This is a genomic window from Actinoplanes sp. M2I2, assembly GCF_023544445.1.
In the GTDB taxonomy this organism is placed as follows: Bacteria; Actinomycetota; Actinomycetes; order Mycobacteriales; family Micromonosporaceae; genus Actinoplanes.
Genome location: NZ_JALPVJ010000013.1, coordinates 60829 through 84661, shown reverse-complemented (window position 1 = coordinate 84661; position 23833 = coordinate 60829). Strand labels below are relative to the sequence as shown.

The 23833-nt window shown below is 69.2% G+C and carries 24 protein-coding genes and 1 pseudogene; 9 read left to right on the top strand and 16 right to left on the bottom strand.

What is annotated here, in order from left to right; all coding sequences use genetic code 11:
- Window positions 1-83 precede the first annotated feature (83 nt).
- Both HJC40_RS26475 and HJC40_RS26470 read left to right on the top strand, forming a co-directional pair.
- On the top strand, window positions 84-740 hold the full coding sequence (locus HJC40_RS26475) for a response regulator transcription factor (protein ID WP_250004745.1): 657 nt from the start codon (window positions 84-86) through the stop codon (window positions 738-740).
- The gene (locus HJC40_RS26470; protein ID WP_250004744.1) at window positions 737-1963 is read left to right on the top strand and encodes a HAMP domain-containing sensor histidine kinase; all 1227 of its coding nucleotides are present in this window, start codon (window positions 737-739) and stop codon (window positions 1961-1963) included. Before HJC40_RS26475 ends, HJC40_RS26470 begins: the two co-directional genes overlap by 4 nt.
- 36 nt (window positions 1964-1999) lie before the next feature.
- Here the strand turns inward: HJC40_RS26470 and HJC40_RS26465 are convergent, their stop codons facing one another.
- The 4 genes from HJC40_RS26465 to HJC40_RS26450 form a co-directional block, all read right to left on the bottom strand.
- On the bottom strand, window positions 2000-2533 hold the full coding sequence (locus HJC40_RS26465; protein ID WP_250004742.1) for an RICIN domain-containing protein: 534 nt from the start codon (window positions 2531-2533) through the stop codon (window positions 2000-2002).
- A gap of 137 nt (window positions 2534-2670) precedes the next feature.
- The gene (locus HJC40_RS26460; RefSeq protein WP_250004740.1) at window positions 2671-3408 is read right to left on the bottom strand and encodes a hypothetical protein; all 738 of its coding nucleotides are present in this window, start codon (window positions 3406-3408) and stop codon (window positions 2671-2673) included.
- A 292-nt stretch (window positions 3409-3700) separates the two neighbouring features.
- Window positions 3701-4612 (bottom strand): 2-hydroxyacid dehydrogenase, encoded by a 912-nt coding sequence (locus HJC40_RS26455; protein WP_250004738.1) that lies wholly within the window; start codon window positions 4610-4612, stop codon window positions 3701-3703.
- Between the two features lie 115 nt (window positions 4613-4727).
- Window positions 4728-5960 (bottom strand): low temperature requirement protein A, encoded by a 1233-nt coding sequence (locus HJC40_RS26450; RefSeq protein WP_250004735.1) that lies wholly within the window; start codon window positions 5958-5960, stop codon window positions 4728-4730.
- A 151-nt stretch (window positions 5961-6111) separates the two neighbouring features.
- On the opposite strand from HJC40_RS26450, the gene HJC40_RS26445 reads away from it, so the two are divergent.
- Window positions 6112-7128 carry a hypothetical protein gene (locus HJC40_RS26445; protein WP_250004734.1) on the top strand — a complete coding sequence of 339 codons (1017 nt, stop codon included), beginning with the start codon at window positions 6112-6114 and terminating at the stop codon, window positions 7126-7128.
- A gap of 14 nt (window positions 7129-7142) precedes the next feature.
- On the opposite strand, the gene HJC40_RS26440 is transcribed toward HJC40_RS26445, so the two are convergent.
- Complete coding sequence (locus HJC40_RS26440) at window positions 7143-8078, bottom strand: LysR family transcriptional regulator (protein ID WP_250004732.1); 936 nt, start codon at window positions 8076-8078, stop codon at window positions 7143-7145.
- Window positions 8079-8485: 407 nt separating this feature from the next.
- On the opposite strand from HJC40_RS26440, the gene HJC40_RS26435 reads away from it, so the two are divergent.
- Window positions 8486-9736, top strand: coding sequence for an FAD-binding oxidoreductase (locus tag HJC40_RS26435; RefSeq protein WP_250004730.1), 1251 nt, complete (start codon window positions 8486-8488; stop codon window positions 9734-9736).
- 71 nt (window positions 9737-9807) lie between these two features.
- Here the strand turns inward: HJC40_RS26435 and HJC40_RS26430 are convergent, their stop codons facing one another.
- The 10 genes from HJC40_RS26430 to HJC40_RS26385 form a co-directional block, all read right to left on the bottom strand.
- Complete coding sequence (locus tag HJC40_RS26430; RefSeq protein WP_250004728.1) at window positions 9808-11061, bottom strand: FAD-binding oxidoreductase; 1254 nt, start codon at window positions 11059-11061, stop codon at window positions 9808-9810.
- A gap of 83 nt (window positions 11062-11144) precedes the next feature.
- Window positions 11145-11405 (bottom strand): hypothetical protein, encoded by a 261-nt coding sequence (locus HJC40_RS26425; RefSeq protein ID WP_250004725.1) that lies wholly within the window; start codon window positions 11403-11405, stop codon window positions 11145-11147.
- Window positions 11406-11434: 29 nt separating this feature from the next.
- Window positions 11435-12064, bottom strand: a complete 630-nt coding sequence (locus tag HJC40_RS26420) for a response regulator transcription factor (protein WP_250004722.1) — start codon at window positions 12062-12064, stop codon at window positions 11435-11437.
- 133 nt (window positions 12065-12197) lie between these two features.
- Window positions 12198-12821 (bottom strand): response regulator transcription factor, encoded by a 624-nt coding sequence (locus HJC40_RS26415; protein ID WP_250004719.1) that lies wholly within the window; start codon window positions 12819-12821, stop codon window positions 12198-12200.
- 70 nt (window positions 12822-12891) lie between these two features.
- Window positions 12892-13287, bottom strand: coding sequence for a RidA family protein (locus tag HJC40_RS26410; RefSeq protein WP_250004716.1), 396 nt, complete (start codon window positions 13285-13287; stop codon window positions 12892-12894).
- Window positions 13288-13323: 36 nt separating this feature from the next.
- Entirely contained in the window at window positions 13324-13758 is a 435-nt protein-coding gene (locus HJC40_RS26405; RefSeq protein ID WP_250004713.1) for a MarR family winged helix-turn-helix transcriptional regulator, read from the bottom strand.
- A 102-nt stretch (window positions 13759-13860) separates the two neighbouring features.
- Window positions 13861-14475 carry a nitroreductase family protein gene (locus HJC40_RS26400; protein ID WP_250004710.1) on the bottom strand — a complete coding sequence of 205 codons (615 nt, stop codon included), beginning with the start codon at window positions 14473-14475 and terminating at the stop codon, window positions 13861-13863.
- A gap of 77 nt (window positions 14476-14552) precedes the next feature.
- Complete coding sequence (locus HJC40_RS26395; RefSeq protein ID WP_250004707.1) at window positions 14553-15341, bottom strand: SDR family oxidoreductase; 789 nt, start codon at window positions 15339-15341, stop codon at window positions 14553-14555.
- A gap of 397 nt (window positions 15342-15738) precedes the next feature.
- Window positions 15739-16092, bottom strand: coding sequence for a hypothetical protein (locus tag HJC40_RS26390; protein WP_250004704.1), 354 nt, complete (start codon window positions 16090-16092; stop codon window positions 15739-15741).
- Between the two features lie 187 nt (window positions 16093-16279).
- Window positions 16280-19168 (bottom strand): LuxR family transcriptional regulator, encoded by a 2889-nt coding sequence (locus HJC40_RS26385; protein WP_250004701.1) that lies wholly within the window; start codon window positions 19166-19168, stop codon window positions 16280-16282.
- Here HJC40_RS26385 and HJC40_RS26380 point away from each other — a divergent pair.
- The 5 genes and pseudogenes from HJC40_RS26380 to HJC40_RS46670 form a co-directional block, all read left to right on the top strand.
- Window positions 19157-20503 (top strand): aminotransferase class I/II-fold pyridoxal phosphate-dependent enzyme, encoded by a 1347-nt coding sequence (locus tag HJC40_RS26380; RefSeq protein ID WP_250004698.1) that lies wholly within the window; start codon window positions 19157-19159, stop codon window positions 20501-20503. The two genes, HJC40_RS26385 and HJC40_RS26380, sit on opposite strands and share 12 nt — an antisense overlap.
- Before the next feature lie 215 nt (window positions 20504-20718).
- Window positions 20719-20844, top strand: a complete 126-nt coding sequence (locus HJC40_RS45480) for a hypothetical protein (RefSeq protein ID WP_284043777.1) — start codon at window positions 20719-20721, stop codon at window positions 20842-20844.
- A 148-nt stretch (window positions 20845-20992) separates the two neighbouring features.
- Entirely contained in the window at window positions 20993-21439 is a 447-nt protein-coding gene (locus HJC40_RS26375; protein ID WP_250004695.1) for a RidA family protein, read from the top strand.
- Complete coding sequence (locus tag HJC40_RS46240; RefSeq protein WP_250004691.1) at window positions 21390-22466, top strand: helix-turn-helix transcriptional regulator; 1077 nt, start codon at window positions 21390-21392, stop codon at window positions 22464-22466. Before HJC40_RS26375 ends, HJC40_RS46240 begins: the two co-directional genes overlap by 50 nt.
- 12 nt (window positions 22467-22478) lie before the next feature.
- A pseudogene (locus HJC40_RS46670) lies at window positions 22479-22937 on the top strand (ATP-NAD kinase family protein); the annotation flags it as partial.
- Between the two features lie 258 nt (window positions 22938-23195).
- Here HJC40_RS46670 and HJC40_RS26365 read toward each other — a convergent pair.
- Complete coding sequence (locus HJC40_RS26365) at window positions 23196-23738, bottom strand: DUF3455 domain-containing protein (protein ID WP_250004688.1); 543 nt, start codon at window positions 23736-23738, stop codon at window positions 23196-23198.
- Window positions 23739-23833 lie beyond the last annotated feature (95 nt).

The following is a 23833-nucleotide window of genomic DNA, read 5'->3' as shown; positions in this document are numbered from 1 at the left end:
GAAGCACACCGCATCGCCGATAAGATCAGCATCAGCGCCGGGGCTTACAGGTTTCTTATATCTCGTCCGGTAACCATGGGCGCATGCGTGTATTGATCGCCGAGGACGAGGTCGTGCTGGCGGAGGCGATCGCCGAGGGTCTCCGCCTCCAGGCCCTCGCCGTGGACACGGTCCACAACGGCGATGCCGCCCTGCAGCGGCTCGCCGTCAACACCTACGACGTGCTCGTGCTCGACCGGGATCTGCCCCGGGTGCACGGCGACGACGTCTGCCGGGCCGTCGTCGCGAGTGACGCCGACGTGCGCATCCTCATGCTCACCGCGGCCGGCGAGCTCACCGACCGGGTGTACGGCCTGGGTCTGGGCGCCGACGACTATCTGGCCAAGCCGTTCGCGTTCGCCGAGCTGGTCGCCCGTGTCCGCGCCCTCGGCCGGCGGGCCCGTCCGGCGGCGCCGCCGGTGCTGGAACGGGCTGGGCTGCGCCTGGACGCCACGCACCGGGAGGCGTACCGGGACGGCCGCTACGTCGGGCTGGCCCGCAAGGAGTTCGCGGTGCTCGAGGAGCTGCTCCGGGCGGACGGCGCCGTGGTCACCACCGAGCAACTGCTGGAACGGGCCTGGGACGAGCACACCGACCCGTTCAGCAACGTCGTCCGGGTCGTGGTGATGACGTTGCGCCGCAAGCTCGGGCCGCCGCAGGTGGTCGACACGGTCACCGGAGTGGGGTATCAGATCCGATGAGTGACCGATGGACCGTGCGGCTGCGGCTGACCGCGATGTACGGCGCCCTGTTCCTGCTGGCCGGCGCCGCCCTGCTCGCGATCACCTATCTGCTGCTGGCCCGGGCCCTGGCCGACCAGCCGATCGACGGTACGGCGGTGCGGATGTCGGTCGGACTGTCCGAGGGCATCGAGGTCCGGCAGGCCGTCCCGGCATACCAGCTGGGTCCCGAGGAAACGACCGAGCTGACCAGCCGCTGGCAACTGGCGGCCAAGCTGCAGGACGACTTCCGGGCGGCGACGATGAGCTCCCTGCTGAAGCAGGGCGGGCTGGCGCTGGCCGGCGTCGGCGTGGCCGGGGTCTGGCTGGCCTGGCTGGCGGCCGGGCGCACCCTGCGCCCCCTGAACGAGATCACCGCGACCGCCCGCCGGGTCGCCGGTCGCAACCTGCACGAGCGCATCGGCCTGACCGGCCCCCGCGACGAGCTCCGCAAACTCGCGGACACCTTCGACGACATGCTGGGCCGGCTCGACGCCGCCTTCGCCGCCCAGCGCCGCTTCGCCGCGAACGCCTCGCACGAACTGCGTACCCCGCTGGCGATCAACCGCACGCTGATCGAGGTCGCGCTGAGCCACCCGGACCCGTCCGACGACGTCCGCCGCCTCGGCGACACCCTGCTGGTGATCAACGCCCGGCACGAACGGCTGATCGACGGCCTGCTGCTGCTCGCCCGGGGCGACCAGGAACTCACCGACCCGGTGCCGGCCGACCTCGGCGAGATGACCGCACACCTGGCCGAGGCCGCCCGCGACCGCGCCGAGGCGGCGGGACTCCATCTCACCGTGACCACCGAGCCGTCCCCGGTGAACGGCGACCCGGTGCTGCTGGAACGGCTGGTGCAGAACCTGGTGGACAACGCGATCGCGTACAACACCGCGGCCGGCGACATAGCGGTGACCTGCACGCCCGGTCGGCTGACCGTGACCAACAGCGGCCCGGTCATCGCCGAGTACGAGGTGCCCCGCCTGTTCGAACCGTTCCAGCGCCTCACCGACCGGGTCGGCTCGGCGGACGGCACCGGTCTGGGACTCTCGATCGTCGCCGCGGTGGCCCGAGCCCACGGCGGCACAGCGACCGCGGCACCCGGCCCGGCCGGTGGGCTGACGGTGACCGTGGACTGGCCGGTGCCTGCCGTGCCGGCCCGACCTCATGAACATCGAGCCGGGCGGCCGGCGCTCAGCTAGGCATCTGATGATGACACCGGCCGGCAGATCGGTTCGCTACCAGCGGGTCCAACGGAACCGTGCGGTGTTGCCATGGGGCACGCACGGGGCCACGTACACCTTGGTCGTCTCGATGGCGTGCTGACCCATGCACAGGACGTCGGGGCGACGGGCGTTCTCGATGACGATGCGTTGAGCGGCGCCCGGGGGCGTGACCACCAGCGGCTTCCATTTCTGCTTGGCCGGCAGGTCGGCTCGGCAGTACTCCGCGTACACCCGGTTGGGGTCGGCCGCTCCCTCGGGCGCGGACAGGCACCAGCGTAGGCCGGTCGCGGGGTCCCAGCGGTTGTTGACCACGCGGTACCAGCCGTTCCCGACGCCTTCCCAGGCCCAGTTCTGGTTGCCCTCGTTGTGGCACGAGCTCCAGGCGTAGACGGTGATGGTGGCGGCGCCGGCCGCGTTGAAGTGCTGATCGACGCAGGCGCCGGTCGGGACGTTCTGGATGTGTTGAGCGCCGGCGGCGAGCGCCGGTGACGCTGTGGTGAGACTGCCCGCCAGGATCAGGACGACCACGGCCAGGACTCTTGACATGCGGTGCATGGAGATACCTCCCCCGTATCTGGTGTCTCCGTCGTAGCAGGAGACGGTGCCGCGAGGGTGGCCTCTGTCGTTGATCGGGCAGTGCCGGTGTGCTGCGCTCGAGTGTGGACTGCCCTGGTGCCCGTCGCTCAGGACACCCGGCCGCCGGTGATCTCGACCCGGTCGATCGACTGCTTGAATCCGCCGGTCAACGGCTCGCCACCGGTGACCAGACGCGGCCCGAGCAGCAGGCTCATCGGGTCGGTCGGGATGACCGTACGATCCGTGATGGTCTCCAGGTGGCGGCCGTCGAGGGAGAACGAGACACGCTCGGAGTCGTACTCCAGCGTCGCCGTGTGCCACTCGCTGTCGTACAGGTCCACTCCGGTGTCGACGCGCATCGACGTGATTTTGCCCAGCTTGGCGCTCTCGACGTACAACTGGGTGTCGGAGAAAGGCTCATCGGTGGTGTAGCCGAAGTTGACTTCGTTGAACTGGCTGCCGTCCTCGGCCGGGCCGTCGTCCCACAGCGCGACTCCCCACCACACCGGCCGCCCCTCCGGCCGATCGGTGAGCGCGAATCGCACGGTGATGCGGGCCGCGGTGAACCGGGCGGGCTGGTAGACGAGCTTGGACCAGGAGCCGGGTTTGTCCGGTGCGACGTCGGGGTTCAGCCGGAACCGGGCCTCACCCTCCTCGATCGCCGGGCAGCTGTACTCGCAGCGCCAGGCCTGCTTGTCGAGGGTGTCGAAATTGTCGACGGCGCTGTAGACGGCGGGCGCCTTGTCGCCGGTCACGTCGCCACGATTCTGGGACGCCACGATGATTCCGGCCGACAGAAGCGCCAGCACCGAGCCGCCGGCGACACCCCACACTTTCGGATTCATCCCAGCCTCTCCATGCTCCGAGGCACAAGCATGTCAGATCAACTCCAGGCCGCTGGAGGCATGCCCGGCCGGACCCTTACTTCCCTGTTCGGCGGCACGCCCGGTCATTGTTGACGCGCTTTTCACGCGCCCGGGCGGCGCCGATGGGGGCAGGCCGAGCATTCTGGGGCCATGGACGGATGGTTGCACTTGCTGGCAGGCGTGCTCGGGGTGGTCGCCTTGTTCGCGGCCGCTGCGCTCGGCGCCTATGTTCTGGTGTCCACCTCGGTCCGCCCGCCGCCTGAGTGAGGCGCTAGCGGGCGAGGCGGTTGTCCAGCGGCTCCCCGGCGAGCCAGCGGTCGACCTGCCGGCGGACCAAGCGGTAGACCCGCTCCGGCAGCTTCTCGGTCACCGCGCCGGCGTGCGGCGTGATCAGAGCGCCCGGCTGCGACCAGAGCGGATGCCCGGCCGGCAGCGGCTCGGGGTCGGTCACGTCCAGCGCGGCGCGCAGCCGGCGCTGCTCGAGCTCGGTCAGCAGCGCCGCGGTGTCGACCACCGGGCCGCGCGAGGCGTTCACCAGCAGCGCCCCGTCGGGCAGAGCGGCCAGGAACTCCCGCCCGGCCAGACCCCGGGTCGCCTCGGTCAACGGGACCGCCAGGATCACCACATCGGCGTACGGGAGCAGGCCGGGCAGCTCGGCGATCGACCGGATACCTTCGGCCGGCCGGGCCGAGCGCGCCACGACGGTCAGCTCGACGTCGAAGGGCTGCAGGCGCCGGGCGACGGCCGCGCCCACCGAGCCCGCGCCGATGAGCAGCACTCGCTGTCCGGCCAGGTCGAGACCCGGACTCGGCGTCCACGCGCCGGCGAGCTGGGCCGAGCGGAAGAACGGGAATTCGCGCAGCTGGGCGAGCACGGCCGCCACCACCCATTCAGCCGTGGCGGCACTGTGCAGCCCGCGGGCGTCACAGATGACGGTGGTCGGCGGCGGCAGGTGCGTCCACCCGTCGGAGCCGGCGCTCGGCAGCTGCAGGACCTCCAGCGAGCGCATGCGCGGCACGACGTCGCGGATCTGCGGCTGGTCGAGAAAGGTCGGCACGAGGAAGCCGACGGATCCCGGGTCCGAGGGCAGGGCCGCCGGGTCGTCCGCGACCTCGATCTCGACGTCGCCCGGCAGATCGTGCAGGTAGGTCAGGCCGAGCTTGTGGGGTACCCAGATCTTCACATGCGCCTCCATCACGGATGGCCCACGATCCGAGCCACCCGTACATGGCGACGGCACAGCTGTCCCCGGGTTCGCCCCTGCAGCGCGAGTCACACCGGACGGCGGGGCGCGTGCCCTATACCTTGGCGGTTCGTACCTCACCGGCACGGTGCAGCTGGAAACCGGCGAGGACACCGGCGACCAGGACCGCGGCGAGAAGGCCGACCGTGGCTGCCGGGGAGAGGTCGAGCAGGACGACCACCAGCACCAGGGGGACGCCGGCGCCCGGCCAGACCAGGGCTCCGCGTACGCGCCGGCCCAGATGTGCCTGCATGAGGGCGGCGCTGAGCAGATAGCCCGCGGTGGCGATGCCGAGCACCCAGCGGGTCCCCGCGGTCAGGTGCGGGTCGGCACCGTGCAGCACGGCGTGCTCCAACCCGACCGCCACCGCGGCCAGCGACACCGCCAACGGCAGATGGATGTACACATAGAAGTCGTGCACGCCGTGCTTGGTGACCTCGTCACCCTCCTTGGCCAGCCGGCGCTTCGCCGCACCGCCGGACAGGTCGAAGTAGATCCACCAGAGCGCCGCAGCCACGATGAAGGCCGGCGCGGCCGTGACCACCACGGACCCCTTCCACCCGCCGTCGTGCACCCCGGTCACCACCGCGGCGACCGACTCCCCCAGCACCAGGATGACGAACAGCCCGAAGCGCTCCGGCAGATGTTCCAGATGGAGCGGGACGGCATCTTTCAGCCGGGCCGCAGCAGTCGGCCACACCACGTCCACCAGCACGCCGACGCCCCACAGCCAGTACCGGTCCGGCGTGGGGACAGCCAGCGACACCAGCCAGATCGCCGCCCCGAGACCGTGCCCGATGAGATAGAGCCGGGCGGTCGAGCGCGCCTCCGGCACATGCCGCCACGCCCGCGCGTAACCGGCGATCAACGCGAGGCGGATCACGACGTAGCCCAGGGCGAACCATCGTCCGACGCCTCCGTCGATCTTGTCGACAGCGGCCGCCATCACCACCACGCCGGCCATCGCGGCCAACGTGAGCAGCCGGAAGACCGCGTCGTCGGTGTCGAACCGATTGGCGTACAGGGTCGTGCTGGCCCACGCCCACCAGCCGATCGTCAGGACAGCGGCGAACACCAGCCCGCCGTGCCAGCTCTCGTCCTTCGCCAGCACGTCGGCGCAGCGCGCCACGAACAGCACGAACGCCAGGTCGAAGAACAGTTCCAGACGGGTGGCCGAACGATTCGACTCCTGATTCAGGTCGGGCGGCCGGACCGCTTCGACCTGCTCGGCCTCCTCGTCGTCGAGTTCCCGGTCTCCGTCGCCGAGCCGATCATGGGCGTGGGTCATCATGCCTCCGATCGACCGCAGCGAGCTGAACAAGCCGATTACCCGGACAGCGACGGTTCACACGGCGACCTGCCCGGAGCCGACTTTGGTAGGGGCGGCGACCGACCTTGGGCTGATGCGCCGTAGGGACTGGCGCTGAGAGATTGACGTCATGACGACCGACGATGGCAAAGCCGGACGACTGCGACGAGTCATCACCAGCCCGGTGTTGCTCATCCTCGTCCTCGCGCCGTTCTTCGGTGAGGGCCTGTCGGGCTCCAGCCCACCCCTGGACCTGCTGCTGCCGTGGAACCTCGCCTTCATGATGGCCCTCTACGGCTGCGGGGCACTCGTCTGCCGCGAGGTCGCCCATCGGTTCAGCCTGGGGTTCACCGGCCTGGTTCTGCTCGGCGCCGCTTACGCCGTATGGGAAGAAGCGATCGTCGACCGATACTGGTTCTTCCCCCAGTTCTGGGCCGAGTCGGGCATCGGCGTTTACAGCGTCGTGTGGCACACCAACGTGCTCGTCGCGAGTCACCTGACGGTCTTTCACATGGCGATCAGCATCTGCGCATCGATCCTCGTCGTCGAGTGGCTCGTGCCACGGGCGAGGAACCGTCCTTGGGTGAACCGGCCGGGACTTGTTCTGGCGGGTTCGGTGCTGGCTGTGACACCGATCGTCTACGGCGAGTTCGACCAGCGCCCGCCGGCCGCCGTCCTGCTCGCCGCCGGGGCCTTGCTCGCCGCGATCGTGGTGACGGCGTTCAGAGCGGGCCGCAGGCCGCGTCCGGTTCCGTCGCTGTCCGCCGACCGCGGGCGCCGGCCCCGGCCAGGGCTGGGAATACTGGCTCTGGCCTGCATATCCGCGCACTGGGCTCTGACTTACACGGTTGCGGGCACCGGGCCGGCCTGGCCCCTGGGTGTAGCGCTGTCACTGCTCCCGGTTGCCGCCGGCCTTCTCCTGATCCCGCGTCTGGCTTTGACCGGTCCGTACGGAAGCGACGGCGTCCGCGTGGTCGTCAGTCTGCTCACCTTCTTCGTGCTCCTCGACCTGCTGGTGGCGCTGCTCGGCCGCTACGACATGATCCTCAGCGCGATCTTCACCGCCTGGCTCGCGCGACGGCTGTACACCCGGCGAGCCTCAATCGGGTTCGAGCAACCAGACGCGCGTCCGGCGAAGCTTGCATGACAGCGGCACGGGTGTCAGTTGTGCGCACACGACTCGTGTGGGCACGGGATGTCCAGCGCCGACGGGGTCGGGAGTGCCTGGTCGGCGACGGTCAGCACTGCCCGCAAGGCTGCCGAGGGGTTGTTCGCCCGCCACGCCAGCGCGGCCTGCAACCAGACGGCACGGCCACGCAGCGGCAGGTAGACCAGGCCGCCCTGGCAGACATGCTCCGCCGATCCCACGGTCAGCGTGACCCCCACGCCGGCCGAGACCAGAGCCAGCACGGTGGTCGAGTCGGGCGCTTCCTGGACCACCTTGGGCGTGAAACCCGCGTTCTCGCACGCGCGCATCATCGCGTCCCTCAGGGTCGACCCCGCGTTCGCGGGCAGGCTGACGAACGGGTCGTAGGCGAGATCGGCCAGGTCGATCTCGTCCTTGCCGGCCAGCGGATGGTCCGCCGGCAGCGCACAGACGAGCTCGTCGTTGCCGATGACCCGGGTGCGCAGGCCGGGCCGGCCGACCGGCATCCGGACGAAACCCAGGTCGACTGTCCCGTCCGCCACCGCTTCCAGCACAGCGCCGGCGTAGCTCCGCACCGTCAGGCACAGCTCGAGCCCGGAGTGGGCTCGGCGAACGGACTGTGACAGGCGGGACAGTGCGGCGTGACTCGAGGCGCCGCTGAAACCGATGGTGATCCGCCCGTACTCCCCCGCCCTCGCACCCATCGCCGCCCGCTTGGCCGTGTCCACGTCCTCTAGCACCCGGCGGGCGGGCTCGAGGAACGTCTGACCCGCACTGGTCAGACGCACGACCCGCGTGCTCCGCTCGAACAGCTGGACACCGAGTTCCTTCTCCAACTGCCGGATCATCTGGCTCAGGGGCGGCTGCGTCATCCGCAAGCGGCGAGCAGCCCGGCCGAAATGCAGCTCCTCGGCTACGGCAACGAAGGCGGCGACGTAACGAAGCTCCATGACCGCAACCTTGTTCCGGATCGACAGCTCGGCGCCAGCTCCCGGACCTCGCTGACCCGGATGGGTCATCGAGCGAGAGCACAAGGGGCAGCAGAGCGACCACGAACGCCCGGGCGGCCGCGCACACGGGCAAGATGTCTTACGCGACGAGATCTCGCGACTGTGCCGCTGCACCAAAAGGCAATGAACATTACCCGTCAAGATATGTCTGCGGCTTATCGCCCAATGTGCAAGTAGCCTTCGTGGCTGAGTCGGCGGATTCTTATTCGCTGCCATTCGTACGCCCCGTGCCAGCACATTGAATCGGTGATTTCGTCTCTCGATCTCGCCCCTTCCGAAGCAATTCAGTAGGGCTGCGGCAACGCGGTGATTCCTACGCCGGCATCGATGAACCAGGAGATCTCAGCATGAAGGTATGGAACCCGGCGGTCGACCACCAACCGGCGGAAGTGCTCGTCAGCGCCTCCGTCGACGACGTCCGAGCGGGCCTGGCCAAGGCGGCGGCGTCGGGACTCGGCGTGTCCGTCCTCAGCGGCGGGCACGACTGGCTGGGCCGCTCCGTACGGGACGGCGGTCTGGTCCTCGACCTGTCGGCGATGCGCACGGTCACGGTCTCGGAGAACATCGTCGTCGCCGGCGGGGGTGCCCGCTCCCTGGACGTGGCGATCGTCGCCGAGAAAGCGGGCGTCTCGGTGGTCGCGGGAACAGTGGGCTCGGTGGGCGTCGCCAGCTTCACCACCGGCGGTGGGTACGGATTCCTGAACAGCCTCGTGGGAACCGGATCCGACAACCTGATCGCCGCCGACGTGGTCCTCGCCGACGGCAATCTCGTGCATGCCAGCGAGCAGGACGAGCCGGACCTGCTTTGGGCGCTCCGCGGCGGCGGCGGCAACTTCGGCGTCGTGACCGCGCTGCACCTTCGTGCGCACCCCCTCACCACGGCCCTGACCGGCACGGTGGCCTTCAGCTGGGACCAGGCGGCCGCCGTCCTGCGCGGCTTCGGCGAGCTCTGCGCGGAAGCGCCCGACGAGTTCAGTGCCCGGGCGGGCGTCGTCACGCTGCCCGACGGGCCGACGGTCGTCTATGTCGCCCCGGCCTGGATGGGTGATCCGGCGAAGGGCGAGCAGTGGATGGAACGGGTCACCGGACTGGGCACCCCGATGTTCGCCGACCTTCGGATCAAGCCGTTCAGCGACGTGCTGCGCGAAGGCGAAGCCATGCTGACCGGCGACGACCACCACCACAGCATGGCCACCCGCAACATCGCGTCCCTCACCCCCGATGCCGTGGCCACGATCATCGCGGCCGGCGAGGCTCGCACGTCGCCGGCCAGTGTGATCGAGATCGTCCAGTTCCACGGCGCCGCCACCCGGGTGCCCGTCGAGGCGACCGCTTTCGCCCAGCGCAGCCCGCACTTCCTGATCCAGCTGATCGGCTCGTGGAACGCCGGTGAGGGCGTAGCCAACCAGACGTGGGCTCGCGACTCGTCGCGCCGGCTCGCCCCGTACGCGCTGCCCGGTGGTTACCCGAACGTGCTCGGCCCCGAGGACAAGGAGCAGGTGGCCCACTCCTACGGCCCGAACACCGAGCGTCTGCTGGACCTCAAGCGCCGGTACGACCCGAAGTCTGTCTTCTCCGCCACGCCTTTGCCCCACTGACCCGATGGGTGGCCCGCCCCGCGCCGAACGGCGGGGGCGGGTCATCGCCTGAAGACAAGCGGGGACAGCGGTCAGGGCAGCGGCGTCGCGGAGAACACCCCGTCAGGGTCGTACCTCTGCTTGATGCTCAGCAGCCGCGGAGCGTTGGGACCGTACGCGTCGGCGGCCTGCTGCTGCCGGTCCGGGCCGATCATGTTCGGGTAGCCGCCCGGCAACGCGTACGGGTCCAGCAGCCGTTCGGTGTCCTCGGCCCACGACTCGTGCGGCGCCGCGTCGCCCTCGTTCCAGCTGGCGATGATCTCCACCATCAGATGTTGACGCCGGTTCGCGAACGCCGTGCTGTCCGCCGGCACCCGGACGCCCGCGCCGTGCAGGTGGTGCATGTTGATGGCCGACAGCGGAGATGAACGAGTTGCCGCGGCCTTGGCCAGGGCCGCCACGGCAGCGCTGGTCAGCTCCGGCATCGGCAGGCTCCGGGTACGGATCACGTAGCTGCGGTCGCTCAGCCCGTACATCTGATCCCCGGTCCGCAGTCCCTCGGTCAGCGGCGCCTGTGCCGCCTGCGACAACAGCGGTTCGCCCAGGCTTTCCAGTCGGCCGAAATACGCCGCGCCCTCGGCCGGATCGCCGGCCCAGGTCGGAACGAGATACACCACGGGTGTGCCGTCCGGGCCGGTTGCCAGTCCGGGCCGGACGTTCAGCTCGTCCGGCAGGGTGGGCGCCATGTCGATCCAGTCGCCCAGCACATCGATGGCCTGATCGGCGTGGAACATGATGGTGCCGGTGTACACGGTCGGGATCGACAGCAGTTCCACCCGTAGGGCGGTGACGACACCGAAGTTCCCGCCACCGCCCCGCAGCGCCCAGAACAGGTCGGGCTCATGGGAATCGTCGACGGTGACGATGCTCCCGTCGGCCAGCACCACTTCGGCCCCGACGATGGTGTCGGAGGCCAGGCCGCCCACCCCGGCCATCGGCCCGTAACCGCCCCCCAGAGCCAAGCCGGTGGCCCCGACACTGCCCTGGGTCCCGGTCACCAGCGAACAGCCCGAGTCGACCGCGGCCTCCATCACGTCGAGTGCCCGCGCCCCGCCATCGAAGACGGCGATCCCGTCGCCGACCACCACGGTTCGCATGCCCGACATGTCGATGACCAAGGCTCCGGGTCGAACGGATCGCCCGGCCCAGTCGTGACCACCGCCGAGAACGGACAACGGCAGGCCACTCCTCCGGGCCTGGCGGACCGCGGCACTGACTTCGCGAGCGGACCGGACACGGACGACCTCCGCCGGCTGCGCGGAATAGGCGGCGTTCCAGATTCTCATGGGAGCTCCTTGCGTACGGGTGCTGATCGCGCGATGAACCGCCCTACCCGGCGGTGGCCGGCCGCAAGGCGGTCCCTCGCCGTTCAAGCACCGGGTGAGGGCGGCGGCTCGCTGACCATCCGGCCGGAGCCGGCGGTGAAAGGTTCGGCCGACCCGTCGGTCGCCCGCTCGGTGATGACCGACGAGAAGATATAGACCACGTTGAACGCGAGGAACACGAAAACGGTGGCCGGCAGAGTCAGCGTGACGCGGATGTCCTTAAGCGGGGCCAGGCGTGCGGAGAACGGCGCCGGCGGGCTGATCGGAACGCCGCGCAGGAAGATCGCTTTGACGACGGCCAGCATCGGCCGACCGGACCGCGGTTGTCCGGACATCAGATGATGCCCGTACGGAGCGCGTAGGCCACCGCGTGCGAGCGGTTGCGCAGGTCGAGACGGCGGGTCATGCCGTAGACGATGTTCTTCACGGTCCGTTCCGAGACGGACAGCTTGCCGGCGATCTCGACGGTGTCGAAGCCATCCGCCATCAGCCTCAGCACCTCGATCTCCCGGTCGTTCAGCCCGGAGGCGTTCAGGCCGTTGGTCGCAAGGACGCTCTTGTGCAGTCGTTCGATGTGCTTGAGCAGACTGCCGACCAGGCTCGGCGCCATGACGGCACCGCCCTCGGCGGCCGCTTTGACGCTGTACGCCAAGCGGTCGGCGGTGACGGTCGAGCGGGGCAGGACGGCCACCACCCGGCACTCGACCGCGACCAGCAGATCCGACTCATCGAGAGCGGCGGTCACCAGGATGACCGGCACGCCGACCTCCTTCGCCGACCGGCGCAACATGGCGACGACGTCGACGGTGAGCCGCTCGATGCCGACGACGAAGACCTGCGCCTGGTCGGGGCGGCCACCGGGGACAACCACGAGCTCGGGCCAGGGTTGCAGGAACGCGACAAGGCCCGCCTGGCTCAGGGGGTCGGCGCCCTGGACGGCGACCCGAATCTGTTCAACAGCCATTCCACCGGTCCTTTCGCTGGTGCGGCAGCCGGTTGTGAATTCACCCTGAGCCAGCCGCCCGGAGCGCGACCCCGGGTATCCCACGGGCGGAGCCCCGTGTGATCGCCCGGGCATCCCTGGACCGTCGAAAGCTTCAGATCATGCCGGAGCGCAGGGCGTACGCCACGGCGTGGGATCGGTTCCGCAAGTTGAGCCGGCGGGTCAGGCCGTGGACGACGTTCTTGACCGTCCGCTCGGAGTAGGACAGTTTGCCGGCGATCTCGGCGGTGTCGAAGCCCTCCGCCGTCAGGCGGAGCACGTCTATCTCCCGCGAAGTCAACCCGGAAGTGCCGAGACCGTTCGGAGCAAGCACGTCGTTCTGCAGCCGCTCGATGTGCCTGAGCAAGGTGCCGATGAGGTTGGGGGGCATCACGGCACCCCCGGCGACGGCGGACCTGACGCTGTGCGCCAGAAGCTCGGCCGTGATCGTCGAGCGCGGAAGGATCGCGACCACCCGGCACTCGACCGCGACGAGCAGCTCCGCCTCGGTCAGTTCGTTGATCACCAGAACGACGGGCACGCCGACGGCGGCGGCCGAGCGGCGCAGCTTGGCGGCCACGTCGACGCTGAACCGTTCGGTGCTCACCACGGTGACCTGCGCCTCATCCGGGCGGTCACCGGGGAGGACCACGAAGTCGGGCCGACTCTGCAGAAAACTGGTCAGGCCTTCGTGGCTCAGCGGGTCGGCGCCCTGGACAGCAATGCGAAACTGCTCCACAGCGGTTCCTTCTGTCGTTCGCCCGGTGCGGGCGACGTCTGGCGTTCGCGTACGCATGCGGGCGGTCTGCTCAGAGAGCGGCGACGATATCGATCTCCACCAGGAACTCGGGCGCGAAGAGCGCGGCCACGCCGACCATGGTCTGAGCCGGCGGAGGCGTCGCGGTTCCTTGGCGCAGCGCGGCCATGATGGGCGCCACGATGTCCGGGCGATAGTCGGCGATATAGATCGTCTCCTTGACCACCCGGGACCGATCGGTGCCCACGGCGGCGAGCGCCGTATCGATATTGCGGACGATCTGCTCGGCCTGTTTGCCGTGATCACCGGCTCCGACCAGGTCACCGGCCTCGTTCCAGGCGATCTGCCCCGACAGGTAGACCAGGCCGGCCTTCTCGACGACGACGGCGTGACTCAGGACGCCGGGAACGGGATGCAGACCCCGGGGATCCTCATGGCGCAAAGACATTGTCGGTTCAACTCCATGGTGAGTAGCAACAAGGTGTCAGGACGGCCGCGAGAGAGCTCGAGCCGGATCCCCGAGACCGGCGAGTACCCGAGCGGCAGCCGTCACCGTCCGCACAGTGTCCGGGTCCAGCAGGCTTGTGGTGTGCCGACGGACGCTCGAGGCGTACGACTGCTTCCCGGACGTGAGCCAGTCGATTCCGGTATCGGTGGCGATCACGTTCCAGCCGCGCCGGTCGTCGATCACGAGCTCCCGGCGTACGAGACCCCGCTTCGCCAATCTCTCGACGACCCGGCTCGTCCAGCTGACCGAGAGATGGGTGGCCGCGGCCAGCTCGCTGATGCGCATACGACGCACCGGCGCACCGGCGAGCTGCCGCAGCGTGGTGTATTCGATCAGGTTGCCGTGGTGCTCCGAGAGGTCGGCATTGATGTTGCGCTGCACCGTGATGGCCGCATTCAGGAAGGTCTTCAAGAAGTCTTCCTCCTCCACCGACAACGTCGCGTCAGCCGAGGGCAAGCTTGAGGGTCGAGTCTCCATGTCCACGTCCTTCACGGTCTGCGGCTTGCGGTCGGATCAGATCAGATCCAGAATCTGCGCCGGCTCACGTCGCGGCTTCTGCCGCCAGTTCTCCGGCTTGGCGAAACCGACCGACAGAAGCATCACCGGGAACTCGTCCGCGGCCAGCTCGAACTCCTCGGAGACGGCTTCGGCCTCGAACCCGATCATCGGCGCGGACGACAGGCCCATCGCCTCGGCGGCGAACATCAACGTGCTGGCGCCGAAGGTCGCGGAGCGGATCGCCTCGTCACGCTGACGCTGCGGCTGCTCGAAATAGAGCGCCTTCCCCGCGCCTTCCCAGGCCGTGGCCACGGACTGGGGCATGAGCTCCGACTCGACCGCCGGCCGCAGCCGCTCGGCGATCAGCTGGTGGTCGGCCAGCTGACCGACGACGACGAAGGTCACCGCCGCCTCCGTGATCTTCGGCTGGTCCCAGCCGATCTTGCGCAGCCGGGACTTCGCCTCAGGGGTGCGAACGGCGATGAAACGCCAGTTCTGCAGGTTGAAGGACGAGGGCGCCTTCGTCCCCAGGCGAACCAGCTCGTGGATCGCCTCGTCGCTGATGGTCCGCGTGGGGTCGAACAGGTTGGTCGTCTGACGCTCTTCGATCGTCTTGATGATCGGGTGCATGGTGGTTCCCTTCGGGTGCACACTTGCCTGCCGACGGTTGCCGGCAGTGGAAAGTCGATTACTTCGCCGACGGTCGGTCAGGCGATCGTGTCGACCACGCCACCGTCGACCCGGAGCGCCGCCCCGGTGGTCGCGGAGGCCTGCTTCGAGCTGACGTAAACGACCATGTTCGCCACTTCATCTACAGTGGAGGCACGCTGGATGATCGATGAGCTACGGTGCGCGGCGATGAAGTCGGCCGCCACCTTCTCGACGCTGTTCCCGGTGCGGTCGACCTCGGTCTGCAGCATGCCGGCCATCCCCTCGGACAGGGTGGGGCCGGGAAGCACCGCGTTGACCGTCACGCCGGTTCCGGCGAGCCGCTTGGCCAGGCCCCGCGAGATCGCCAGCTGAGCCGTCTTCGTGAAGCCGTAGTGGATCATGTCCACGGGGATGTTGAGGGCGGATTCCGAGGCGACGAAGACGACGCGTCCCCATCCCCGTTCGGCCATGCCCTGGGCGTACGCCCGGGTCAGCCGGACGCCGGACATGACGTTGGTCTGGAAGAAACGGTCCCATTCGCTGTCGGGAATGTCGAAGAAGTCCTGCGGCCCGTAGACGCCCACGTTGTTGACGATGATGTCGAAACTCGGGTGCTCGGCGATCAGGCGCGAACAGGCCGCCTCGGTGCCCAGATCCCCGGCGAAACCCGTCACCGACCCCGGCGGACCATCCATCTTCGACAATGCGGCGGAGACGCTCCCGTCGCTGAGCCCGTTGACGACGACGTCGGCACCCGCCTTCACGAAGCCCTGAGCGATGGCGAACCCGATGCCGCTGGTCGACCCGGTGACGAGGGCCCGGAGGCCGGTGAGATCGATAATCACGTTGCGACCCTGCCTGTTCGAAAACGATGATGAGCATCACTTTGTAAAATTTTGAAATACAGTGGCAGACCGCACCCATGAAAAAGCGGAATGTGTTCCGGTGACACGCCCGCCGCATTAGTGGCCGGTACAGTTTGGGATGGCGCTGACCGTCGGCGACGCCCTGCCGTCACTTCGGCAATCGCATGACCGGGTCGGGAAAGTCTCTTTCGTTGCCGCCGAAACCTTGTTGCCACGACCATCGTGGCACGACGATATCGGAGCGTCCAATACTGAATAGCTCTTGCGGTGAGAGCGTTTCGCTCATAATCCCGCGGGAGGCCCGGCTCGAGCCGGCGCCATCCGAGTCCGGGTCACCGGCCGGCGCATCCCGAACCGCATTCCCGAGTGATGCAGATCAGAAGTGTCGTATCGGCCGGCTGAGTCCGGGAGAGCGCGCTCGCCGCAACGCCTCGATGTACTTGGGGATCTCCACAGCCGCCTGTTCCAGTCGGCCGGGGGCGACCTGATCGGCGAACAACGCCCCCACCACGAACCGCACGAGCTGGTCGGGCAGGTCGTCGGTCCGCGGAACCGGCTCCTGCCGCCAGACCCGGATCACCCGCAGCCGGGACTCGATCTGGGCCAGGGTGCGCTCCAGCCCGGCGATCGCCTGGTCGGCCTGCGCCGCGTCGACGACGAATCGCCCCTCGTCGGCCAGGCGAAGGAAGAGCTCCCCGCGGAAGGGGAGGGACGATCCGTTCCCGTTCAAGTGTGCTCCTCGACCCGAGGTTCGTCCGGCGCACGCCCGAGCGTCGCCGGCGATCGATGTCGAGTTCACCGCAGCGACCGGGATCAGATACCTCCGGGCGGACGGAACTGCCCCGAGAACGGGTGAACGCTGCCCCGGCGTCCGGGCAAAAGGCACAGCCTGGTGCCGTGACCGTTGCGGACGGGACTTATCCGACCGGTTCGGGAAGCGCGTCGCGAAGGGCTCGCCGCGTGGTGATACCCAGCTTGGCGAAAACCTTGGACAGGTGCCATTCCACCGTGCGGGGACTGATGAACAGCCGGGTCCCGATCTCGGGGTTGGTGTATCCGTCGCGGGCCATTGTGGCCACCTGAAGTTCCTGGGAGGTCAGATTTCCCGCCGGGTCGGCGGTGGTCTCTCGCACGACGCCGTCGGCCGCCTCCAGCTCGCGTGCCGCTCGCGTGGCGAAGCCTTCGACTCGCATGGCCGTGAACATGTCGTGCGCGGTTTGCAGTTGCTCACGTGCCTCGCGCCGCCGGTCGCCGCGGCGCAGCCATTCTCCGTAGAGCAAGTGAGCGCGCGCGAGGTCCACCTTCATCCGGGTACGCCCGAGCCGGTCGATCGCCTCCGCGAAGAGCGTCTCGGCCTCCGGCCCCGCGCTCAGCAGTGCCCGGGACCGGGCCTCCACCCCGGTTGCCCAGTCGGTGCCGGCGGCGCGGGCGTGCTCACTGAGCTGCCGCAGCGCTTCGACAGCGGCGGGGCGGGACACGCCCCGGGTGCCCGCCTCGATCGCTTCCGGCAGAGCCCAGTCGGAGACTCCCAGGTCAGCCGGGCGGGCGCCGGCGAGCAGCGCCGCGTCCAACGCCTCGGCGTAGCGTCCGGCGCTGTTGGCCAGCACAGCGCTCGCCACCGCCGTCGCTGTGACACCGTTTCCCTCTCCCCTGGACCGTTGGTGGGCCGTCGCCGCGTCGATCACCCGGCGAGCGTGGACGTAGCGTCCTTGAAGCGCGGCGTGGTGACATCCCGGAAGGGGGTCGGACTGACTTTGCATCGCCGCGGTGGCGGCTTCGGACTCGGCGATCAGGGCCTCGCCCTCGGTGAGCTCGCCCGCCAGGATGTGCAGGTAGCTCCGCAGGCAGAGTGCGATCGGGAGGACGCTGATCGTCCCCGTCTCGCGCACGCGGCGGAGCTGGCGGTCGGCCAGCTCGTGCCAGCTCTCGTCGTCCCAGAGATCCATCGCGGCCCAGCTGGCCAGGTAGAGCCAGCGGAGATCCTCATCGCGATCAGCCGTCAGCTCGCGGTACGCCCGCAGCGCGCGCTTGAGGATCGGCGCCCCGGCCGCATAGCCGTCGATCAGCCGTGTGGCCAGGCCTTCGAGCAACAGGCGTACCGCGGGCGGGTGGTCGGCCGTGCGAACGGCATTCCGGGCGGCCACTGCCACTTCGCGTTGCACCCCTGTGACCCCGAGCCGGCCCGCGAAAAGCGTGGCGGACAAGGTTTCCAGGTAGGTCTTGCCGGCCAGGGACGAGTCGAACGGTTCGAGGTCCTTCGCGGCCCGCAACAGCAACGGAAGGGCTTCCCGGGCACGGCTCGACGCGAAAGCGATCTGGCCGCGGAGCAGATCCGATTTCGCCCGGTCCAGGGCGCTCAACGGGCCGATCTCGGCCACGCTGAGCAGACTCAACGCCTCTGCGGGGGCACCCGCGAGATTCTTCGCCCGCGCGGCCGACAACGCCCGTCGGGCCCGGCACGCCGGATCGGGTGTCAGCATGCTGGCACGCTCGAGAAACGCCGCTGCCGCGGCGACGCCACCCTGCCTCCGGGCACGGCCGGCGGACTTCTCCAACTCGGCGGCGACGTCCTCGTCCGGAGCCGGAGCGGCCTGCGCGCGATGCCAGGCACGCCGGTCCGGATCGGACGAGGCGTCGGTCGCCTCGGCGAGAATCCGGTGCACCCGTCGCCGCTCGTCCGCGCCGGCCTGGCGATAGACGACCGAGCGCAGAAGCGGGTGTGCGAATCGTACGTGTGCGTCGATCTCCAGCAGGCCGTCGGCAACCGCGGGGGCCGCGGCGTCGGCGCTGATTCCCAGCCGGGACGCGGCGCGCCACAGCAGCGGCACCTGCCCGACCGGCTCGGCCGAGGCGAGCAGCAGCAGAAGCCGGGTGTCAGCCGGCAGGAGCCCGACTCGCCGCTGATAGCTGCTTTCGATGCGGCTGACCAGTCCACCGACGGGAGGCGTACGGAAGCCACCCGCCAGTTCGGCCTGGCTGAGCCCCCGGGGAAGCTCGAGCAGCGCCAGCGGGTTCCCTCGGCTCTCGGCGATGATCCGGTCCCGTACCCGCTGATCCATCCGTCCCGGCAGAGCGGTCGTCAGCAACGCGTGCGCATCGTCGTCGGAGAGCCCGCCGACGTGCAGCGCCGGCAATCCGTCGAGCTCCGACATGGTCAGCGGGTCGCGGAGCCCGAACACCAGCGCCACCCGCTCGGCCCGCAACCGGCGCGCGACGAACGCCAGCGTCTCGATCGATGCCCGGTCCAGCCATTGGGCGTCGTCGACCACACACACCAACGGCCGGACCTCCGCGGCGGCAGCCATCAGGCTCAGAACTGCCATGCCGACCAGAAACCGATCCGGCGCACGACCGGTGGCCAGACCGAGGGCGACCCGCAAGGCATCGCGCTGCGGGGCCGGCAACTGATCCGCCTTCGCCTGCATCGGGGCGCAGATCAACTGCAGGCCGGCGTATGTCAGTTCCTTCTCCGACTCGGCGCCGGAGGCACGCGTCACGACCAGACCCGACGCGCTCTCCTCGAGATGGGCCAGCAATCGGGTCTTTCCCACGCCGATCGGCCCGCGAACGACCAGGGCGGCGTGGTGGCCTCCGCGCACTGCATCCAGGACGCCCTGGAGCACCCGGCGCTCTCGATGGCGCCCCAGAAGCCGGCCCGCCCCACGAGCACCCTCGGACACCCGCCTGACTCCTGCACGTCCAGCCGTGGAGACGTCGGTCATCGGCCATCCTCCTGTCCGAGCGGGAACGCGGTCAGCTTGCCACCACGTTTGTGATAGTACAAGATAGTCACTGTGGCAGAACAATTCCGGATCAGTGGTTCGAGCGCCGCCGAGATCTCCACCAGCATCGAGTGCGGCGTCCGGCTGGGCGAGATCGACCCGGGTGCGGTGCTTCCACCCGTGCGGGTGCTCGCGTCGGAGCTGCATGTCAGCCCGGCCACGGTCGCCAAGGCGTATTCCGAACTGCGCCGGCGCGGGATCGTCGAGGCTGACGGTCGTCGCGGCACCCGGGTGCGATCCCGCCCTCCGGTCGCCGACCCGCGGTCGACCCTGCGTGTGCCGGTTCCGACCGGCATCCTCGATCTGTCCACCGGTGAACCCGACATGAGCCTGCTGCCGCCTCTCGGGCCTGCTCTGGTCCAGGTCGCCGACAAGCTGGGACCGCCGATCGGCTATGCGAAGGCCGGGGCGATGCCCGAGCTCGTCGAGGCCACGCGGCTGCGGCTGGCATCGGACGGCATCCCGGTCGACGAGGCGTCGATCACCGTCACGGCCGGGACCCTGGACGCGATCGAGCGTCTGCTCACCGTCCATCTGCGGCCGGGCGACTCGGTGGCCGTCGAGGATCCGGGGTGGGCCAATCTGTACGACCTGCTGGCCGCTCTCAACGTGCGTGCCGTCCCGATGGCCGTCGACGAGGAGGGCCCGCTGCCCGAGGCGCTGTCCGAGGCCCTCAGGTCGGGCGTCGGCGCCGTCATCGTGACCACACGCGCGCAGAATCCGACCGGTTCGACGGTGAGCGCTCGGCGCGCCGACCAGCTGCGCCACCTGCTCCGAGGGCACGCGGACGTCCTGGTGATCGAGGACGACAATGCCGCCGACCTGGTCGATGTTCTGCCGAACTGCCTGGGGCCGGTCACCGGCCGGTGGGCCTACGTACGTTCGGCGTCCAAGCCCTTCGGGCCTGATCTACGGATCGCGCTGCTCACCGGCGACGAGGCCACCATCGCCCGCGTCGTCGGCCGGATGTGGACCGGCCTCGGCTGGGTGTCCACCATCCTGCAGCGCCTGCTCCTGCGGCTCTGGCAGGACCCGCAGGTCACGACGCAGATCGCGACTGCGGCGACCAGCTACGATCACCGGCGGCTCGGCCTGGTCCGCGAGTTGTCCGCCCGCGGTCAGCCGGCCCAGGGCTCGACCGGCCTCAACGTCTGGGTACGGGTACCGGACGAGACACGAGCGGTCAGTGTGCTGCGCGACGCCGGGTACGCGGTCTCTCCCGGCTCGCTGTTCCGCATCGCCTCGCCGCCGGGCATCAGAATCACCGTGAGCGCGCTCACCGACCGCGACATCGAGCCGTTGTCCGCGGCCATCCTCGCCGCGGCCAACCCCGCCGCGACCGCCACACCCTCACGATGACCCACCCGTCCGCGCCCTAGCTGCCGCCGGCGTCAACGCCAGGACCCATGGTGCAGGGCCGGGAAGCAGCATCTGACGTATGTGCCCGCCAGCTGCGGGTGGAAAGCTGAGTCGGTTCGCCGATCTCCCTGGCCGCCTGCGGACAACGGCGCTTCAGCGGAGGCGGTCGGCTGGGATGCGGTCACAGTGGCACGGTCATCGCGCAGGAGGAAGCCATGACAACCGTCGAGCTGACCCGATTTCGAGTCGACCCCCGCCGATCCACCGAGCTCCGCGCCTTCTTCGACGTCATAGCCGAGCTCGTCAGCAGCGAGGAGGGCACTGAACCGGCGACCACGTAGCCGTCGCCCGGACGCCCGGGGCCTTTCCCCGTGAGTTACCCGGGGTCGCGGCCCGGCCCGTCGGCCGAGGGTGAACCCACCGACGCGAGTGTCGGTATGGGTGCGTCTCCGCGGGAGTTGGCACCGTCCTTTGTGTGAGGAGCGGGTCATGACTGTCTTCCTGTCCAATCCTGACGGGCACGTCGAGGTGCCGATCTACCACCACGTCGCGGTCGCCATCGGCACCAGGCAGATTCATATCGCCGGTCAGGTCTCCTGGGACGAGAACGGCGACCTCGTGGCGCCGGGAGACCTCGCCGGTCAGGTCGCCCAGGTGTATCGCAACGTCGCCAAGGCACTGCATTCCGCCGGTGCGACCTTCCACGATGTCGTCCGCATCACCTGGTACGCCGCGGGGTGGAAGAAGGAGATGTACGACGACTTCATCGCCGGCACCCGGCAGGCCGCCCGGGAGTTCGATCTGCCCATGCCACCGGTTGCAGGAAAGCCCACCCTCCTTGGTCGCGTTCGTCCCTCCCGACGGCCATCGGTCATCGAGTGTCGGCGTGATCCGCGAGTCCACGGATTCGGCGCCCAGCGACGGGCCGGCTCGTGAACTGATGAACGAGGCGCTGGTGAGAGGTGGCAACGCCTTCTGCGCGACCGAGAACGCGATCCACGCCGTCGTGGCCTTGTGCGTCGACGATCTGGTCACCGGCGAATGGGATGAGGCCCTCCGGCTGGCCGACACGGGCTTGGACCTGTGTGAACTGCACGGTTACCGCGAGCTCCGATGGCCGCTCTGGGTGGTCACCGCCGCGATCGCCGCCCTTCGCGGTGACGACCAGCAGGCCGCGGAGTTCGCCGGCAAACTCGCGGACTGGGCCCGCCGCCGCGGATCCGCCACTGTTCAGCTTTACACGCTCTACGTGCAGTGCCTGCTCGCACAGTCCCGAGGTGATTTCGAGCAGGCCTTCCAGCGCATCTCGGGACTTGCGGTGCCCGCCACCTTCACCGCGAACCTCCCGCTCGCATTGGCCGCGTCGTTGGATTTCGTGGAGTGCGCCGTGCGTACCGACCGCACCGACGCCGCCCGCGCCTACGTGACCCTGCTGCAGACAGCTGACCTGAGGATCTTCTCACCGCGGTTGAAACTGCTGACCGCATGCGCCACGGCCCTGGCGCACCCGGGCGACGCCGGCCAGATCGAGCGCTCACTCGCCGCCTCCGGCACCGCCAACCTGCCTTACGACCGGGCACGGGTTCAATTGGCGTACGCCGAGCGGCTGCGCCGCACCCGATCGCTTCGCACTGCGCGCGGTCACTTGACTGACGCTCTGTGCGCCTTCCGCGAGCTGGGTGCCATGCCTTGGCAAGCACGTGCGGAACGGCAGTTGCGGAGTGCCGGGATCGTTGCGAACGGGCCGGCCACCGTCCCCGTCGAGGCACTCACCCCGCAGGAACGGGCCATTGCCGAACTGGCCGCCTCGGGACTCACCAACAAGCAGATCGGCACGAGGATCTACCTGTCGCACCGGACTGTGAGCACGCATCTGTCCCGGGTTTTCGACAAGCTCGGCATATCGACCCGGGCAGGACTGCGGGATGCCCTCGGCCGGACTACGGCCGACCCATCACGATGAGCCGGACAGCTGATGGCGCAACGCTCGGCCTCATCATCAACCCCGGTAGCCGGGATGGGCGGCAGTGTCGGCCTCAAAGGCACCGACGGCGAGGACGTCCTTCAAGAGGCCTGGCGCCGTGGCGCACGCCCGGTCGCCGAGCAACGCGCTCGCATCGCGGTGGCTCGGCTGGCCGATTCGGTGACGCTGTTGCGTGTTCTCACCGGCTCGGGTGAATTGGGCGAGGACGTCGCGCGCGCAGCCGGGCTCGATGTGGAGGTGGTGCACCCATCGGCACCCGGGCCCACCACGTCGGCCGACACCCAGGCTGCGGCTCAGACCATGGCGGCACGCTCGGTGGATCTTCTGCTGTTCGTCGGCGGGGACGGGACGGCGCGCGACGTCCTTGCGGCGGTGGGCGATGCCGTGCCCGTGCTCGGCGTCCCGGCCGGCGTGAAGATGCTCCGACTCGGAACATGTCAAAACGTCGCCGCACAAACAAGCTGTCCACCGCCTGAAGCCCGGCGTCACCGAAGACCCGGACACCAGGGCCATGACATGGCGCGCCTACCAGCGGAAGACCGGTCGCCAGTCGTAGACCGTCGAACGGGCCGTCGGCCGGGCCACCTCCCGTTCAGGTCTGAGGATGCGATCCGACAGGTTCCTTCGAGCACGTCCGCGCCGACCGCCTGCCGGCCGGCCGACGCGGACGTGCTTTACCTGAAGCTGTGCCGCAGAATTACCCGGACGTCAGTTGCCCCAGAAGATGTAGTTGGCGTTGTAGGGAACGCTGGTCTTCTGTCCGTCGGTGCATGCGGTGGACGGAGCCACTCCGCCGAAGGTGTTCATCCGCTGGATGTGGGTGACGGTACTGAGGAAACCTTGGCCGGTACGGGTCTTGACCTCGAGCAACAGCTCCGGGATCGCGCCGGGAACCGGCGAGTTGGCCACCGGCGCGGCAGTGATCAGGGAGCCGTCCGACTCGGACTGCCAGCTCGGCCCGCCGAAGTGGTGGATCCTCCGGTTGGCGCCGTCGAAGAGTCCCGCCTCGGGCACCGAGGGGCCGGTGAACCTGCCGCCGGAGCAGGTGTAGGTCTGCGTGCCGTTGCCGACCACGAACTGGCCGAGGATGGTGAGACCGGCCGGTGGCTGCAGGGACGGGCTCTCCGCCGCGGATGCCTGATAACTGACGGCAGAGATGCCTGCCGCGACCACGGCGGCCGCGGTGAAGGCGATCTTTCGCTTGAATGAAGCCATGCCAGTGGATACGTACCACCGACTGCTGTCGATCACCTATCGCCCCTTGGAACAGAGAACGTGGCCCGAAGGGGCGCTCGGCTTCTTGCGACGGCTCGGCGCCACCGTACGATGACGCCGAGCCGGCAGAT